This is a genomic window from Amphibacillus indicireducens (assembly GCF_039539605.1).
Classification (GTDB): Bacteria; Bacillota; Bacilli; order Bacillales; family Amphibacillaceae; genus Amphibacillus; species Amphibacillus indicireducens.
The window spans coordinates 72,832-86,766 of the sequence record NZ_BAABDL010000085.1; the positions used below are offsets into that span (position 1 = coordinate 72,832).

At 35.9% G+C, this 13,935-nt stretch carries 17 protein-coding genes; 3 read left to right on the plus strand and 14 right to left on the minus strand.

What is annotated here, in order from left to right:
* Positions 1–60: 60 nt before the first annotated feature.
* The 12 genes from ABD814_RS08195 to ABD814_RS08250 all read right to left on the minus strand — a co-directional run bounded on the left by ABD814_RS08195 (position 61) and on the right by ABD814_RS08250 (position 9,900).
* Complete coding sequence (locus ABD814_RS08195; protein ID WP_344912074.1) at positions 61–432, minus strand: hypothetical protein; 372 nt, start codon at positions 430–432, stop codon at positions 61–63.
* 120 nt (positions 433–552) lie between these two features.
* A complete protein-coding gene (locus tag ABD814_RS08200) occupies positions 553–792 on the minus strand; it encodes a ferredoxin family protein (RefSeq protein WP_344912076.1) in 240 nt (79 codons plus the stop codon).
* 35 nt (positions 793–827) lie between these two features.
* On the minus strand, positions 828–1,370 hold the full coding sequence (locus ABD814_RS08205) for a histidine phosphatase family protein (protein WP_344912078.1): 543 nt from the start codon (positions 1,368–1,370) through the stop codon (positions 828–830).
* A gap of 67 nt (positions 1,371–1,437) precedes the next feature.
* A complete protein-coding gene (locus ABD814_RS08210) occupies positions 1,438–1,644 on the minus strand; it encodes a DUF6501 family protein (RefSeq protein WP_344912080.1) in 207 nt (68 codons plus the stop codon).
* A 171-nt stretch (positions 1,645–1,815) separates the two neighbouring features.
* Positions 1,816–2,778 carry a peptide-methionine (R)-S-oxide reductase MsrB gene (msrB, locus tag ABD814_RS08215; RefSeq protein WP_344912082.1) on the minus strand — a complete coding sequence of 321 codons (963 nt, stop codon included), beginning with the start codon at positions 2,776–2,778 and terminating at the stop codon, positions 1,816–1,818.
* Positions 2,779–2,834: 56 nt separating this feature from the next.
* Positions 2,835–3,404 (minus strand): VrrA/YqfQ family protein, encoded by a 570-nt coding sequence (gene vrrA, locus ABD814_RS08220; protein WP_344912084.1) that lies wholly within the window; start codon positions 3,402–3,404, stop codon positions 2,835–2,837.
* A gap of 170 nt (positions 3,405–3,574) precedes the next feature.
* Entirely contained in the window at positions 3,575–3,823 is a 249-nt protein-coding gene (locus tag ABD814_RS08225) for a DUF2584 domain-containing protein (protein WP_344912086.1), read from the minus strand.
* Positions 3,824–3,855: 32 nt separating this feature from the next.
* Positions 3,856–6,966, minus strand: a complete 3,111-nt coding sequence (locus tag ABD814_RS08230; protein ID WP_344912088.1) for an AAA family ATPase — start codon at positions 6,964–6,966, stop codon at positions 3,856–3,858.
* A gap of 1 nt (position 6,967) precedes the next feature.
* Positions 6,968–8,122, minus strand: a complete 1,155-nt coding sequence (locus ABD814_RS08235; protein WP_344912090.1) for an exonuclease SbcCD subunit D — start codon at positions 8,120–8,122, stop codon at positions 6,968–6,970.
* 84 nt (positions 8,123–8,206) lie between these two features.
* Positions 8,207–8,425, minus strand: coding sequence for a YozE family protein (locus tag ABD814_RS08240; RefSeq protein WP_344912092.1), 219 nt, complete (start codon positions 8,423–8,425; stop codon positions 8,207–8,209).
* A 15-nt stretch (positions 8,426–8,440) separates the two neighbouring features.
* Entirely contained in the window at positions 8,441–8,929 is a 489-nt protein-coding gene (locus ABD814_RS08245) for a dihydrofolate reductase (protein WP_344912094.1), read from the minus strand.
* Between the two features lie 11 nt (positions 8,930–8,940).
* The gene (locus tag ABD814_RS08250) at positions 8,941–9,900 is read right to left on the minus strand and encodes a thymidylate synthase (RefSeq protein ID WP_344912096.1); all 960 of its coding nucleotides are present in this window, start codon (positions 9,898–9,900) and stop codon (positions 8,941–8,943) included.
* Between the two features lie 150 nt (positions 9,901–10,050).
* Here ABD814_RS08250 and ABD814_RS08255 point away from each other — a divergent pair, with 150 nt between their 5' ends.
* The 3 genes from ABD814_RS08255 (at position 10,051) to ABD814_RS08265 (ending at position 12,003) form a co-directional block, all read left to right on the plus strand.
* Positions 10,051–11,064 (plus strand): C40 family peptidase, encoded by a 1,014-nt coding sequence (locus ABD814_RS08255; RefSeq protein WP_344912098.1) that lies wholly within the window; start codon positions 10,051–10,053, stop codon positions 11,062–11,064.
* Positions 11,065–11,313: 249 nt separating this feature from the next.
* Entirely contained in the window at positions 11,314–11,514 is a 201-nt protein-coding gene (locus ABD814_RS08260) for a cold-shock protein (protein ID WP_344912100.1), read from the plus strand.
* A gap of 69 nt (positions 11,515–11,583) precedes the next feature.
* On the plus strand, positions 11,584–12,003 hold the full coding sequence (locus tag ABD814_RS08265; RefSeq protein WP_344912102.1) for a ribonuclease HI family protein: 420 nt from the start codon (positions 11,584–11,586) through the stop codon (positions 12,001–12,003).
* Here ABD814_RS08265 and ABD814_RS08270 read toward each other — a convergent pair.
* Positions 11,981–12,253 carry a DUF6123 family protein gene (locus ABD814_RS08270; RefSeq protein ID WP_344912104.1) on the minus strand — a complete coding sequence of 91 codons (273 nt, stop codon included), beginning with the start codon at positions 12,251–12,253 and terminating at the stop codon, positions 11,981–11,983. The two genes, ABD814_RS08265 and ABD814_RS08270, sit on opposite strands and share 23 nt — an antisense overlap.
* A gap of 188 nt (positions 12,254–12,441) precedes the next feature.
* Complete coding sequence (locus ABD814_RS08275) at positions 12,442–13,935, minus strand: carboxypeptidase M32 (RefSeq protein ID WP_344912106.1); 1,494 nt, start codon at positions 13,933–13,935, stop codon at positions 12,442–12,444.

The window sequence follows — 13,935 nt, forward strand, 5'->3', positions numbered from 1 at the left end:
GTTTGCTCGATTGTTATGATGGGTATCGATAAGCGATCAGTTAAATCATTACCGTTATTTTTATTGTGTTACTGTTTTCTGTCGAATAGAAGATTTCAAATAAAGTGACATTGCACTAAGTCCAGCTACCAACGAGACGATTGTTGTTACGATCAGATAAACCATTCCTTTGGGGCCACCGTGATTGTAATATTGACCTTGGGGATAATAGATGATACGAATCATTACTGCAGATATCACTAATATCACGACTAAACAAACACTTATGCCAATTAACAAATTCGATCTTGATAGAGTTTCTTGATAGGATAGCAATAACTTACTAAGAGGTAGAACAAAAAATAACAATAAAATGGCGATTAAACCAATGATTAAGACTGGTTCTTCAATCAGATCAGAAAAGATCGTAGAGAAAAAATCTAGTAAGTACATAAAAATACCTCCAGTAAAAAAAATGACTATTTATATGGGTCAATTATACATGTAAATAAACAGGATGTAATGCATTAAAAAACCGTCACCTATTTTCAGGTAACGGTTTGATCATTCATCTTATTTTTCTTCAAAGAAGCGACGATTTAATTCAATATATTCGTGCTCTTCATCTGGTACTTCATCTTCCATAAAGATTGCTGTAACTGGGCATACCGCTTCACAAGCACCACAGTCAATACAAATATCAGGGTCAATAAAAAACATCTCTTCCCCTTCTTCGATACAATCTACTGGACAAACTTCTGCACAATCACCATGCTTTTCTCCAATACATGCTGATGTTATGACAAATGCCATTTTCTTTCCTCCCCCAAACGATTCAAAAGTAACGCTTACCAAATATGTTCAAGTTGATGAAAATCCTGATCATGCTCGATCACAAACACATCTGGTTTCTTTAATAAACGCCATTGCTTAAAGCCATAATTATTATCAAAATGTGTCAAGAGAATCATCAGTAAATTACCATGAGTCACTAGAGCAACTGTTTCACTGTCAGATTGCTTAATTTCTTCAATTAATTCTAAAACACGGCTTAATGCTTCATTAGAAGATTCGCCACCCGGCAAGGCATAGTCCATATCTTCAAAAGAAATATCGATCGCCTCTAACCGATCTTCCACAGGTTCAGCACTTAAAACACGTTCTGTTAATCGCTGATCGACCTCAATCTTAATTCCAGTTTTTCTGGAGTAAGGTCTGACTGTTTCAAGTGAGCGCATATAAGGACTAGAAAAGATTTTGTCGATTTGATAATGATGTTGTTCAAAATACTCGGCGAGTCGGTGTGCTTGATTGACTCCATGATTCGTTAATGGCGAGTCCCGATGCCGCCCTTCAGCTTGACAATTTCTAATCAAAACGAGTTTCTTCATTAGATCATCTCCTAAACAAGCATTATACTTACCGTTGTTATATGAATGTTAAAAAGTAGATCGAAAATTAAATTGTTTCAGTGAAATAGTCTTTTTTGAAACCACCAATTCGATTTGAATTGTCGATAATAAAATAAAATTCATCAGTTTCATTTTTTACTTGATAGCTTTGGCCTGGTGTTAGCATATGATTGACGACAAATTTCTTTGCATCAGCATGCACACACTTGATTGTTTTAATTGTTTGTCTATTTTCCCAATTTTTATGAATCAACGTGTACAGCCCTCCTTATTATGTCTCTATACATCTATCTTAGCACGTTTTGATCAAAAAAATAACCATTTTTAGCAAAAAAGCGACATTTTAATTGAATATCTATACTTTAGTGACAAAATCAGCGCTGTACAGATTAAAATGTCGCACAATATTTAATTAAAATTGAATTCAATCAAACAGTTTTTTTAATCTGCCGTAACCTTCTTCGTCTAGTTTAGCTAAAGGAACAAACCTTAGTGTTGCTGAATTAATACAGTAACGCATACCACCTTCTTCAATAGGTCCATCGTCAAAAATATGACCTAAATGACTATCGGCTGCTTTGCTTCTTACCTCAATTCGTCTCATGCCGTGTGAGGTGTCTAACAATTCATCGAGTTCATTTCGGTTAATTGGTTTTGTAAAGCTTGGCCAACCACAGCCCGCATCATATTTATCTAATGAAGAAAACAATGGTTCACCACTGATAATATCTACATAGATGCCTTCTGCTTCTAAATCATGATATTCATTTTGAAATGGACGTTCCGTGCCGTTTTCTTGAGTCACATGGTACTGGATCGGTGTTAACTTCTCTTTTAGTTCCGCTTGTGAAAACTTAGCTTTCCAATGTTGATTGATAAAATCCTCTCGACCAGATCCTTTTTTATAAAGTTGGTAGTGAAAGCGATTTTTTTTATAATAATCTTGATGACTTTCTTCTGCGGGGTAAAAGATTTTTGCAGGTAAAATTTTTGTGACAATCGGTTGATTAAATTTACCCGAATCTTCTAGCGTTTGTTTGGATTGTTCGGCGATTTGTTTTTGTGCTTCATCGTGGTAAAAAATTGCCGTTTGATAGGATTGACCCCGATCATTAAATTGTCCTCCTGGATCAGTTGGATCAATTTGTTGCCAAAAAAGTTCAACTAATTTTTGATATGGAAATAGCTCTGGATCATACGTAATCTGTACCGCTTCATAATGTCCAGTTGTATGACGCGAGACCTCTTCATATGTTGGATTTACTTTATCTCCACCAGAGTAGCCAGAAATGACTGAAATAATTCCTGGTTGTTGATCGAAAGGTTCAACCATGCACCAAAAACAACCGCCAGCAAATGTAGCTATTGCTTGATCATTGTTTGTCATGTCTTCTCCCTCATTTTCTCAAGTTTCTTTTATTGTATGTTGATTAGTCATGATTATCAAATAAATAGCATGGGTTGGTCATACTTTGGCTTTACATAGGCTGAGACTGTTTCAATTTTAAATAGATTATTTCCTTGATCCTTGTCTTGTTTGGTTTGATTCGGTTGCTTTTGTTCTTCTTTGGCACTTAATTGTTTATCCTCTACTACATCTAAAGCTAAGATTCGATCAAGCTCATCTGTTGAATCGTCTTCTGTAGCTAATCGATTATCGTCAGTCTCTTCACTTTCCTCTTCATCACTAAATTCTTTCATAAGTGCCAGCATCGTAGGTAAGTTTTTGATTAACGGCCCGTATTCTTGGATTTTCGGAGCAATTGATTGTGACATTTTTAAGAAGCCTTGAATTTTATCAAGTGTTTCAAATAGACTACCACCAGAGGGGTTCAGCTTTTTCAACAGACCTAAAAGTCCAGAACTTGAACTTGAGTTTGTTGTTAGTCCTGGAGTGACTGTTTGCTGTATAGCTTGTTGAGCAATTGGTTGGTATCCCCCCCAGGGAGGCATCATTGCTCGAGTTTGTTGAATTGGAAATTGCGGATTAAAAAATGCAGGCATTTGTTTCATAAACTGTCCCTCTTTTCAGATTTTCCCGTACAATAGTCTACGTGAGAATCATGAAAACGTGCTTCAATAAGTAGAGATTCGTTCTGTTAAAATGATCAAATGCCTGCGAATATTTCCCGGGTAAGCGCAGAAATCACGCTTATCGGACATTTAGCTTATTTTATTTGTTACTAATTGACGCTTTGTAGTGAAGTGAGTCGATATAGACACGTTGTTTGCTGATTACGCCAAGTAAATTCAATAATTTCGCCAAATCCGATATGACCTTTATTATGATTGCGCTTAATTTCAATCACCTGATCAATCGGAAATAAATGATAACCATCAAGTGTTAATTTGAAGCAGTTTGGTTGATTTGGAACGCGTTCTTGTTTACCTTCTGTGACAAGTGTCCATTCGAACATAACCGGCATTGACATCGGGTCAACCTCCTTTTATCTTATAAAATCAGTTAAATGTTGAATCGTGCTGTTGAGCCTTGTGGTGTTGGATTGATTTCTAATTTAGCGTGAATTTCTTCTTTCAATTGATTCACATGTGAGATGATACCGAGTACTCGATTTGATTGCTGTAAACCTTTCAGTGTATTGATTGCCTGCTCAAGTGAGACGTCGTCAAGTGTCCCGAACCCTTCATCGATAAAAAGTGTGTCGAGTTGGACACCACCTGCATAAGACTGAACGACATCTGCCATCCCTAATGCCAAACAGAGTGATGTTTGAAACCCTTCGCCACCAGATAACGTTTTCACTGAACGTTGTTTTCCAGTATGTTGATCAAAAACTTCTAAATCAAGTCCACTTTTTGCACCATGCTTGGCAAGTTGATCACTAATTTTTAGCTCGTAACGATGATCGGTCAATGTATTGAGTCGTAAATTTGCTTGATACAAAATTTCTTCTAAAAAGGCAGACAAAACGTAACGTTCAAATGATAGTTTTAAATGATTATCTCCATTTGCCATATCGGCTAATGCAGACAGATCACGATAATCTTGATCAAGCTCGACAAATAACGCTTTCAAGTTAGTGACTTTATCAAAAATAGTCACATGTTTTAAGTGTTTTTCTTTCAATTGTTCTAACTGACGGATTTGATTTTCATAGTCGGCTTGAGTTTGATCTAATTCAGCTTGTAATTTGTTCAAATCCGGCTTGATTTTCCCAGCAAGCTTTTCGGTTAATTTGCTGATTTGTGTTGTTACTTGAGTCTGTTTCTCTTCATACTGCTTGATCTGTTCTTGCAACTGTTCACGTTCTGTTGCGGTTCTTTTTGCGATCATGTACGCATTCTGATCTTGAAAACCAACGTTAGACAATTGTTGCTCAAATGCATCTTGTGCTAATGCTAATTTTTCTTTTAGCTGGATCGTAAATTGTTGTTGAGATTCATATCGTGTCACTAATTGATTAACACTTTCTTTTAATCGATTATATTCAGCCTCATGATCTGTAAATACTTTGAACCAATGATCTAACTTCTCCTGTTTGTCAATTAGATGCATTTGCCATTCGTTAAAGGTCAACGTTGTCTTAGGGCAGTTTTGTTGATAGCTAGTCATTTCTCCCATTCGACGAGAAAGTTGTTGTTCTACTTTATTTAATTCAGTTGTTTGGTGCTCAATTGCTTGCTCAAGCTTCTCTAATTTTTTAGCCAATACTTGTTTCTCTGTCTCGAGCTGTTTTGATTGAGCCATTTCTTGATCGACTTTATCAATCAGTCGTTTTTGTGTTGTCACTTGTTCTTGCCAGTTTAGTAACAGCTTTTCAATCGCTTCTTTCGATAATTGTTCAATTGAGTAATTAAACACTGCAGCTTGTTCGGCTAAAGATTGTTGTTTTGTTCGATAATTAGATTTATGTTCAAGCCATTCTTCTTGAACCGTTAGCACTTGCTTTTCAATTTGCTCGATTTCGATTTGATAGCTTTCTTTTTGCTGATCTGACTGATTAAACGCTACTCTTTGCACCGGATTTGGGTGTTCAATTGAACCACAAACCGGACAAGCCTCTCCAGCTTTTAAATCTGCGGCTAGGTGGCTAGCTAAATGATGTTGCTGCTCTTGTTCAAAAACTTTTAATTTATTTTTCTGCTCAACTAATTGCTGTTGAAGCTCTTGATAAGTTTGGTCGATTTCCTTTGTTTGTTGCTCGACTTGAATCGATTCAAAATAAGTTTTTTCAAGTTGCTTAACTTTAGTTAATTGCTCGTTCATTAAAGTATATTCATGATTTAGCTTTAGTGATTGTTCTGTTCGTTCAATTCGTTGCTCCAGCTTCTGATTAATTTGCTTTATTTTTTCTTTAATCTGCTGGATGGTTGCTTTATTTGTCTGGACTTGATTGGCGATGCTCTGATGTACTTCTTGATCCTGTTTAATCATCGACTCAATTTCAATCAGCTTTGCCCACGATTGCGTCTGATTGTTTTCTTCCTTCAATTGCTCTTTTTCGTTAACCTTTTCAGTATGCTGATCTTGAAAACGTCTAAAAATTTGCTCATTTAAGTCCAGTTTTTCTTGATCAACCGCTAAAGCTTGCCTCAGTTGGTTTTGCTTCAATTCTTCCGCTTTAGCTTCACTCATCCTTGCCATCAATTGATCTTCATATAATTCAATTTTAGCAGCTTTTTCTGCTTCATTAAATGTTCGTTTAATTTGGTTGATATCATCTTCTTGTTGAGCTAATTGTAATTTCAGCTCTTGTTGTTCGGCAAGCTGGTTAAAGTCATCAGCCAATTGTGTTTGTTCACGAAAATTCTTTTGTGCTTTTGAATAAATTTGTCTCTGTTTTTGATAATCTTTATCTGCTTCTAGACAAGTTAACTCTAGCTGTTTGATCAGAGATTTTAATTGGTTAATCGATTCTTCAGTTGTCCAATTTTCTCGACTCTCTGCTCCTTGCTCCCATTCAACATTGTCAAGCTGATCGGTGATTTGACTTTGAGTTTGCATTAATTGATGCTTCATTTCATTTGACTGGATTTGCAGTTGTTTTGTTATCGCCTGATAAATATGGGTGTGAAATATTTTTTGTAAAATCTTCTCTCGATCATGGCTATTTTCGCTGATTAACTTTCTAAACTCACCTTGTGGAATCATAATCATTTTTAAGAATTGATCGTAATCGAGCCCAATTAACTGTTCAATTGTTTCATTAACATCTTTGATCCGACTGGATATTAATACTTCTTTCCCATCAGTCTCTTGGTAAAGGGTTGCTGTTTGAGGTTCCTCAACAAGGCCTTCTCCTCGTGCTTTCGGACGCAGTTGTTTTGGCTTGCGCTTAATCAAATAAGTTGTTTGCTTTAATTCAAAGCGTAAACTGACTTCTGTTTGTTGATCCACAGAAGCAAAATCACTTCTTAAACTATCATGATCGCGATCACTGCCACTCGCTTTTCCATATAAGGCATAACAAATAGCATCAAATATTGTTGTTTTACCAGCGCCGGTCGGTCCGGTTACTAAGAAAATTGACTCGTTGCCGAGCCGAGTAAAATCAATCCGTTCTGTTTCTTTAAAGGGGCCAAAAGCTGTCAAAGTTAATTGGAGTACTTTCATATTATTGTCCCCTCTCTTGTTGTTTAATGTGATCAATGACCGTTCTTAGCATCTGTTTTCGCTTTTCAGATAACGGCTCATCTGTCATCTCAAGATAAAAATCTTCAAATAACTCAAGTTCAGTTCGCTGCTGATTTTTCTTAACACGAGCTAATTCATTCAAACCACGATCTGATTTTTTAATCACCTTTTCTAGTCTTAAAATGTTTGGGAATTTTTTACGTAACTGTGTAATCGGATCGAGAATTTGTCCGTCATCTAATAATTGAATATGTAAGTAATCTTCTGATGCCTGATAATGATCTGCTGATAACAAGTGATCAAAATAATCAGTCATTACCCGTAGATCATGTTTTGGTTGCAACGGAATTCGCTCAAAAAAAACTTGTCCTTGCTGATCAAGATCAATCAACGTCATCGACTTCTTTTGACTAGCTTCAGAAAACGAATACTTTAATAATGAACCACTATATTGAACGCGATCGCTACTAATCTTTTGCGGTTGATGCAGGTGTCCAAGTGCGGCATAATTAAATGCTTCAAATAGATTCACATCAACATATGGACTGCCACCAATCATCGATAAGCGATCCTCAGAATCAGACTCCATCCCTCCTGCTAAAAAAGCATGCGCAATACAAACGTGACGTTCATTCGGATTGATATTTTCTTTAATTGATTCAATCACTGCTGACATCGCAGCTTGATGGGTCGTAATTTTCTGGTCTAGATAATAGCTTTGAACATCTGCTGGTTCAAAATATGGAATCAAGTAAAAATGAACAGGACCAGTTTCATCTGTAAATGTGACCGGTTCGATTGGTAAATGAAATTTCGACTGAATATATAATTGATGATTACGAAAAAGTTGACTACCAAAATGAAGACGGTCAGGACTATCGTGGTTACCAGAAATCATTAGCATTGGAATCTGATAATCTGTCATTAAGCGTGTCAATGTTTGATCTAATAGGTCTACCGCTTCTTTTGGTGGGATAGCGCGGTCATAAATGTCGCCTGCATTAATAATAAGATCTGGTGAATAACGCTCGATTATTTCAAAAAACTGTTCTAACACGTATGCTTGGTCATCCGTCATATGAATCCCATTGACAATTTTACCTAAATGCCAATCGGCAGTATGTAAGATCCGCATTAACAATCACTCCTCATCTAAATAAAGGCTTCAGCACTTGTTTGATCATCATCTGCTGAAGCCTTGGTTGCTTTACTTATCCGTCTAATGTTTTGTTTCTAAATAGTCATCCCAGAGCTGGTCAAATAACGTGATTGCTTCGTTAAAAGGACTCGTCCACTCTAAATATTGACTAATTTCATCATAAGATTCGCTCTGCTTGGGAAAATCGTGATCATGATACATCCAGTCGGCAAGTTTACGTTCAGCTAGATTTTTGTTTGCTCCACGGTATTGCATCATATATTTATAAAAGGATGGCATACTTAACCTCCCACTCTAGTTGCGATCATATTGAAGAAAATAATAATCATATGGATTTTCTTCATTTTTGATCCCTTTTTCTTTTGATGTCAGTTGCCAATTCGATAAATCAAATTCAGGTAAATACGTATCGCCTTCAAACTCTGCATCGATATATGTGATGTAAAGTCTGTCAGCATATTTCAGAAACTGTTGGTAAATTTCAGATCCACCAATCACAATCACTTCTTGATTAGAAAATGGCTTAATATAGTCTAGCACATCCTCAATTTGATGAAAAACAACACAGCCATCTGCTTGGAAATCTTTATTTCGTGTTAAGACAACATGGTGACGATTCGGTAAAGGTTTACCAAATGACTCAAAGGTTTTGCGTCCCATTATAATCGTCTTACCTGTTGTCATCGCTTTAAAATACCCTAAGTCATTTGGGATATCCCAGGGAATCCAATTATCTTTTCCAATTAAATAATTACGATCATTGGCAAAAATCATTGATAGCATCTGTATACCTCCTAAACAGCAATCGGTGCTTTAATCGCTGGATGTGATTGATAATCTTTCAAGGTAATATCATCGAGTTCGACATCAAATACTGATTTTAACTCAGGGTTCAGCTCAATTTTAGCTAATGGTAAGCTTTCTCTTGAGAGTTGTTCTTTTATTTGATCAACATGGTTAGAATAAATGTGAGCATCACCTAACGTATGAACAAACTCACCGACTTCTAACCCACACTCATGGGCAATTAGATGTGTCAACAATGCATAACTTGCAATGTTGAATGGTACACCTAAGAAAATATCTGCACTTCTTTGATAAAGCTGGCAAGATAATTTTCCATCAGCAACATAAAATTGAAACAGAGCATGACAAGGTGGTAAGGCCATATTTTTCGGAACATCTTCAGGATTCCAAGCACTAACGATATGACGACGTGAATCAGGATTTGTTTTAATTTGGTCAATGACATCTTTTAGTTGATCGATTGTTTCGTTTGTTGATGTTTTCCATTCACGCCATTGTTTCCCGTAAACAGGGCCTAGCTCACCATATTTTTTAGCAAACGCATCGTCTGAAACGATCCGTTCTTTAAAGCTCTGCATTTCGGCTTGATATTGTTCATTGAATGCTTGATCAGTTAAACTTCGATTACCGAAATCCGTCATATCTGGTCCCTGATATGCATCACTCTCAACCCATCTTTTAAATGCCCACTCATTCCAAATGTTGTTGTTATTTTTTAATAAATATTGAATATTTGTATCGCCTCTAATAAACCAAATTAATTCTGTCGCGATTAAATTAAAGTTGACTTTCTTTGTCGTAAGTAACGGAAAGCCTTCTTGTAAATCAAAGCGCATTTGTGCGCCGAATATTGAATGTGTTCCAGTACCTGTTCGATCTTCTTTCGTTGTTCCTTGATCGAGGACTTTTTCACATAAATCTAAATATGCTTGTTCATTTTTTGACATTTGTATTCCTCCCAAAAATCATATCGCTTAGTTTCATATTACAGAAGTTTAACATTTCATTCAAGAATCATTTCTTATTGAACACGTGAATACAATTAAATGAATACCCCTATTTAATCAGGTCAATATACAAAGGAGGCATTTTGTTTAATGGCTAAAAATATTGTCAAGCAATCTGTTGCTTACAGCTACATTCTCAGTCAACCTTTTGCCACATACATCGATGCCTATCCGATGCTACAAAGTCAATGGTTAGCAGAGCAAGATATTCAACACATCGCGTATGGTGATCACAGTCAAGTTGTGCGTGTCATTCAGCATAAACTCAATAACTTAAAGTATTACGATGAAGCAATTGATGGTGAATATGGATTGTTTACTGAGTATGCATTGAAAAAATTCCAAGCTGATCACAAAATTATCCCTGATGGATCAATTAATCGGAAAACAATTGACGCAATTATTGATGTCGAGCAAAGCTATTATTTAGCTAAATTGACATCGATTGATGAGCCAATTTATTATGGTATGACAAATACTGATATCGAAGCACTTCAGCGTGCACTCTACTACTTAGGTTTTTATGACAATAAATTGGATGGCATTTTTGGACCGATTACAGAGACAGCATTGTTAACTGCACAACGAGCGTATAATCTAGAAGAGACTCCAGCAGTTTCGTTTGAACTTGTGGAAACAATTCACCAGGAAGTAGAAACTAAATCAAAAGAAGCACCACTAATCGACCAACAAACTTCTTCTAACCAAAAAGAAACTATCCAAATTAATACTGACAACTCACAAATTGAGCTTGTGATTCAAGCTGCCAAGCAACAAACAGGTGTACGTTATCAATGGGGAGGCACGACACCTGATGGATTTGATTGTAGTGGTTTCATCCAATATGTTTTTCAACAACATGGGATATCGATTCCACGTACTGTATCAGAAATATGGAACCAAACGGCAAATATCGATCAACCTTCTATTGGTGATTTAGTTTTCTTTGAAACGTATAAAAAAGGTCCTTCACATATCGGCATTTATCTTGGTAATGATCAGTTTATTCACGCTGGCGAGTCAAGTGGTGTCACAACATCGACTCTAAGTCAGGACTATTGGCAATCCCGATACCTAGGTAGTCGTCGGGTTTATCTTGACTAAATTGGTTTTATAAATATCTCTAATACCTAATTAAACCTAGTTATTGAAAAAAAGGTTAAATTCACTTGACGGAATTTACTGAATAAGCTACCATTATAACTAGCAAAGAAGATGTCTGGGATCTATTTTCACCTTATTTGAAGCAGTATAGGAATCGATCCTATCCTTCAGTAAGGTTTTTTTTAGCTCATCTTGTTTGTAGTACAGATCTCAAGTTAAGCTTTGAGAAAACTTAGGAGGATTATTTACATGCAAAACGGAATTGTAAAATGGTTTAACGCAGAAAAAGGGTATGGCTTTATTCAACAAGAAGAAGGCGACGATGTATTCGTACATTACTCTGCAATTCAAGATGAAGGCTTTAAGACTCTTGAAGAAGGCCAGGAAGTATCCTTTGAAATTGTCGAAGGAGATCGTGGACCACAAGCAGCAAATGTTGAAAAAAGATAATATTCTGTAACGGTGGCTATTAAGTCACCGTTTTATTTTGTTATTCAATCAATTAAAGGGTGTGTGGCTATGCTAGAAATCTATATTGACGGTGCTACAAAAGGTTATCCAGGTCCAAGTGGGATTAGCTTCATTATTAAGCAAGGAAAGTCACGGGTCGAGGCTTACAAATATATTGGTCAGAGTTCAAATCATGAAGCGGAATTTCAAGCATTACTCTATCTGCTTGATTATTGTGCCAAGCATTATCCCGACCAAATCTTATCGATTCGATCAGATTCAAAGCTAGTTGTCGATCTTATTGATCGTGGCTCATATAAGAAAGAACCATTTTCAAGTCTTGTCAACAAAGCGATGGACAAAATGAATACGTTTACCCATTGTTTTATAAAATGGGTGCCTGAGAGTCACAATAAGCAAGCAGATAAGTTAGCGAAACTAGCGATTCAAACTAAAAATGAATTGATCAAAAAATACCCTTCTGTTTAAGCAGATGAACAATTTCTTTTCTTGTCCCTACTTGATATTCATTGAGTAATTCTAACAAGCTGATATAAAAAGACCCATTGAAATGATATTTTAATTTCAATGTATTTTCAAGTGCCACACAAGCATGCCATTCACTTGAATTTGTAAACTTTTTTGCAAAATAAATAAACCGAACTTGTTCATCTGTCAGTTTGAAGCCTTTATCCCATAACTTTTCTAAATAATCTGCTAGAGATTGATAGTATTTCACAATCGATCCCCTACTCTCACGCTCAAATAATCAATTAATCCAACCTCATTATAATACAATTCATTAAAAAAGCAAAGTAAATACAAACAAATGTTCTGTTTCTGTTTAAAAAATTTGCTTTATCACAAGTTGAGATAAAGCAAATTTTCATTTAATCATTTTATCTACTTACATCAGAAACACTATCTCTATCTTAGTTGATAAATTTCAGTGTATTTGTTTGTTAAATATTGAATCAGGTAATCAGGATTTAATCCTTCTCCAGTCACTTGTTCGATTAATTCGAGTGGTTGTTTCATTTTACCGTGGCGATGAATCTTCTCAGTTAACCATGCTTTGATCGGTTCGAAATCTCCAAATCGAATCATTTGATCAAGATTAATATCCGCCTTAATTGCATTATATATCTGTGCTGCATACATATAGCCTAATGCATAAGTTGGGAAGTAGCCGATATCACCTGCAGCCCAATGAATATCTTGTAATAGACCTTCTAGATCATTTTCAGGACGAATTCCGAGATATTCCTCCATCTTCGTATTCCATGCCTCCGGTAAATCTTTAACTTGCAGATCGCCATTAATTAATTCTTTTTCAAGCTCATAACGGATAATAATATGCAATGAATACGTTAATTCATCAGCTTCAATCCGAATCATACTCGGTTTAACTTCATTAATTGCTCGGTAAAAACTCTCGAACTCTAATGACTGAAAGCTCTCAGGTGCATATTTTTTAAACAAGTCAAAGTGACTCTCCCAAAAAGAGCGGCTTCGTCCAACAAAGTTTTCCCAAAAAAGTGACTGTGACTCATGAATCCCCATTGATGCTCCTGAAGCAAGTACAGTTTGATATAAATCAGGGTCAATATTTTGTTCATAAAGTGCATGTCCACCTTCGTGAATCGTACCAAAAATAGCTGTTCTAAAGTCCATTTCATCATAACGCGTCGTCACCCGAACATCATTTGAGTTTATCCCGATCGCAAATGGATGAATCGTTTCATCCAAACGACCCGCTTCAAAGTCATAACCCATTTTATCGAGAACAGCTAAAGAGAAGTCTTTCTGTGCTTGTTTAGGGAACTGTTTTAATAATAAACTTGAATCTACCTCAACATTTGATTGATTAATCTTTTTAACGAGATCAATTAACACAGGTTTCAGTTGATTAAAGACACGATCTAAAATTTCTGTCGTTAAACCTGGTTCATAATCGTTTAAGAGACCGTCATATTTATTGTCTGTATAACCCTGGTATTCAGCAAACTTCTTATTGAATTCAACGAGTTTTTCTAAATATGGTGCCAAAATCGAAAAATCATGTTTTTCACGAGCCTCTTGCCATGCTGTTTCAGATTTTGAACTAAGACGAATAAATTCAACATATTCATCAGTTGGAATGCTTTGTTGTTTTTGATAAATCCGCTCACATTCTTCAACTGATTTTTGAATAACTGGTGATGTTTTATTTCCTTTTAATTCAGTTATACACTGCTTCATTTGTTCAGATCGTTTAAGTTCTGTTACTTTTTCTGATAATAAACTGATCGTTTCTGATCGTTGTTCCATCCCTTTTTGAGGAATGTGAGTTCTTAAATCCCAATGGATTAAACTGATTGCCTCTGAGTAGGCTGATATTTGTTTCATTAAATCAAGAAAATTTTGTTCTGTACTTGTCAT

Bases quoted from the DNA above. Each gene is read 5' to 3' on its own strand.
- ABD814_RS08195 (WP_344912074.1), bottom strand. From the start codon at position 432: ATGTACTTACTAGATTTTTTCTCTACGATCTTTTCTGATCTGATTGAA.
- ABD814_RS08200 (WP_344912076.1), bottom strand. From the start codon at position 792: ATGGCATTTGTCATAACATCAGCATGTATTGGAGAAAAGCATGGTGAT.
- ABD814_RS08205 (WP_344912078.1), bottom strand. From the start codon at position 1,370: ATGAAGAAACTCGTTTTGATTAGAAATTGTCAAGCTGAAGGGCGGCAT.
- msrB (WP_344912082.1), bottom strand. From the start codon at position 2,778: ATGACAAACAATGATCAAGCAATAGCTACATTTGCTGGCGGTTGTTTT.
- vrrA (WP_344912084.1), bottom strand. From the start codon at position 3,404: ATGAAACAAATGCCTGCATTTTTTAATCCGCAATTTCCAATTCAACAA.
- ABD814_RS08225 (WP_344912086.1), bottom strand. From the start codon at position 3,823: ATGTCAATGCCGGTTATGTTCGAATGGACACTTGTCACAGAAGGTAAA.
- ABD814_RS08230 (WP_344912088.1), bottom strand. From the start codon at position 6,966: ATGAAAGTACTCCAATTAACTTTGACAGCTTTTGGCCCCTTTAAAGAA.
- ABD814_RS08235 (WP_344912090.1), bottom strand. From the start codon at position 8,122: ATGCGGATCTTACATACTGCCGATTGGCATTTAGGTAAAATTGTCAAT.
- ABD814_RS08240 (WP_344912092.1), bottom strand. From the start codon at position 8,425: ATGCCATCCTTTTATAAATATATGATGCAATACCGTGGAGCAAACAAA.
- ABD814_RS08245 (WP_344912094.1), bottom strand. From the start codon at position 8,929: ATGCTATCAATGATTTTTGCCAATGATCGTAATTATTTAATTGGAAAA.
- ABD814_RS08250 (WP_344912096.1), bottom strand. From the start codon at position 9,900: ATGTCAAAAAATGAACAAGCATATTTAGATTTATGTGAAAAAGTCCTC.
- ABD814_RS08255 (WP_344912098.1), top strand. From the start codon at position 10,051: ATGGCTAAAAATATTGTCAAGCAATCTGTTGCTTACAGCTACATTCTC.
- ABD814_RS08260 (WP_344912100.1), top strand. From the start codon at position 11,314: ATGCAAAACGGAATTGTAAAATGGTTTAACGCAGAAAAAGGGTATGGC.
- ABD814_RS08265 (WP_344912102.1), top strand. From the start codon at position 11,584: ATGCTAGAAATCTATATTGACGGTGCTACAAAAGGTTATCCAGGTCCA.
- ABD814_RS08275 (WP_344912106.1), bottom strand. From the start codon at position 13,935: ATGACAAGTACAGAACAAAATTTTCTTGATTTAATGAAACAAATATCA.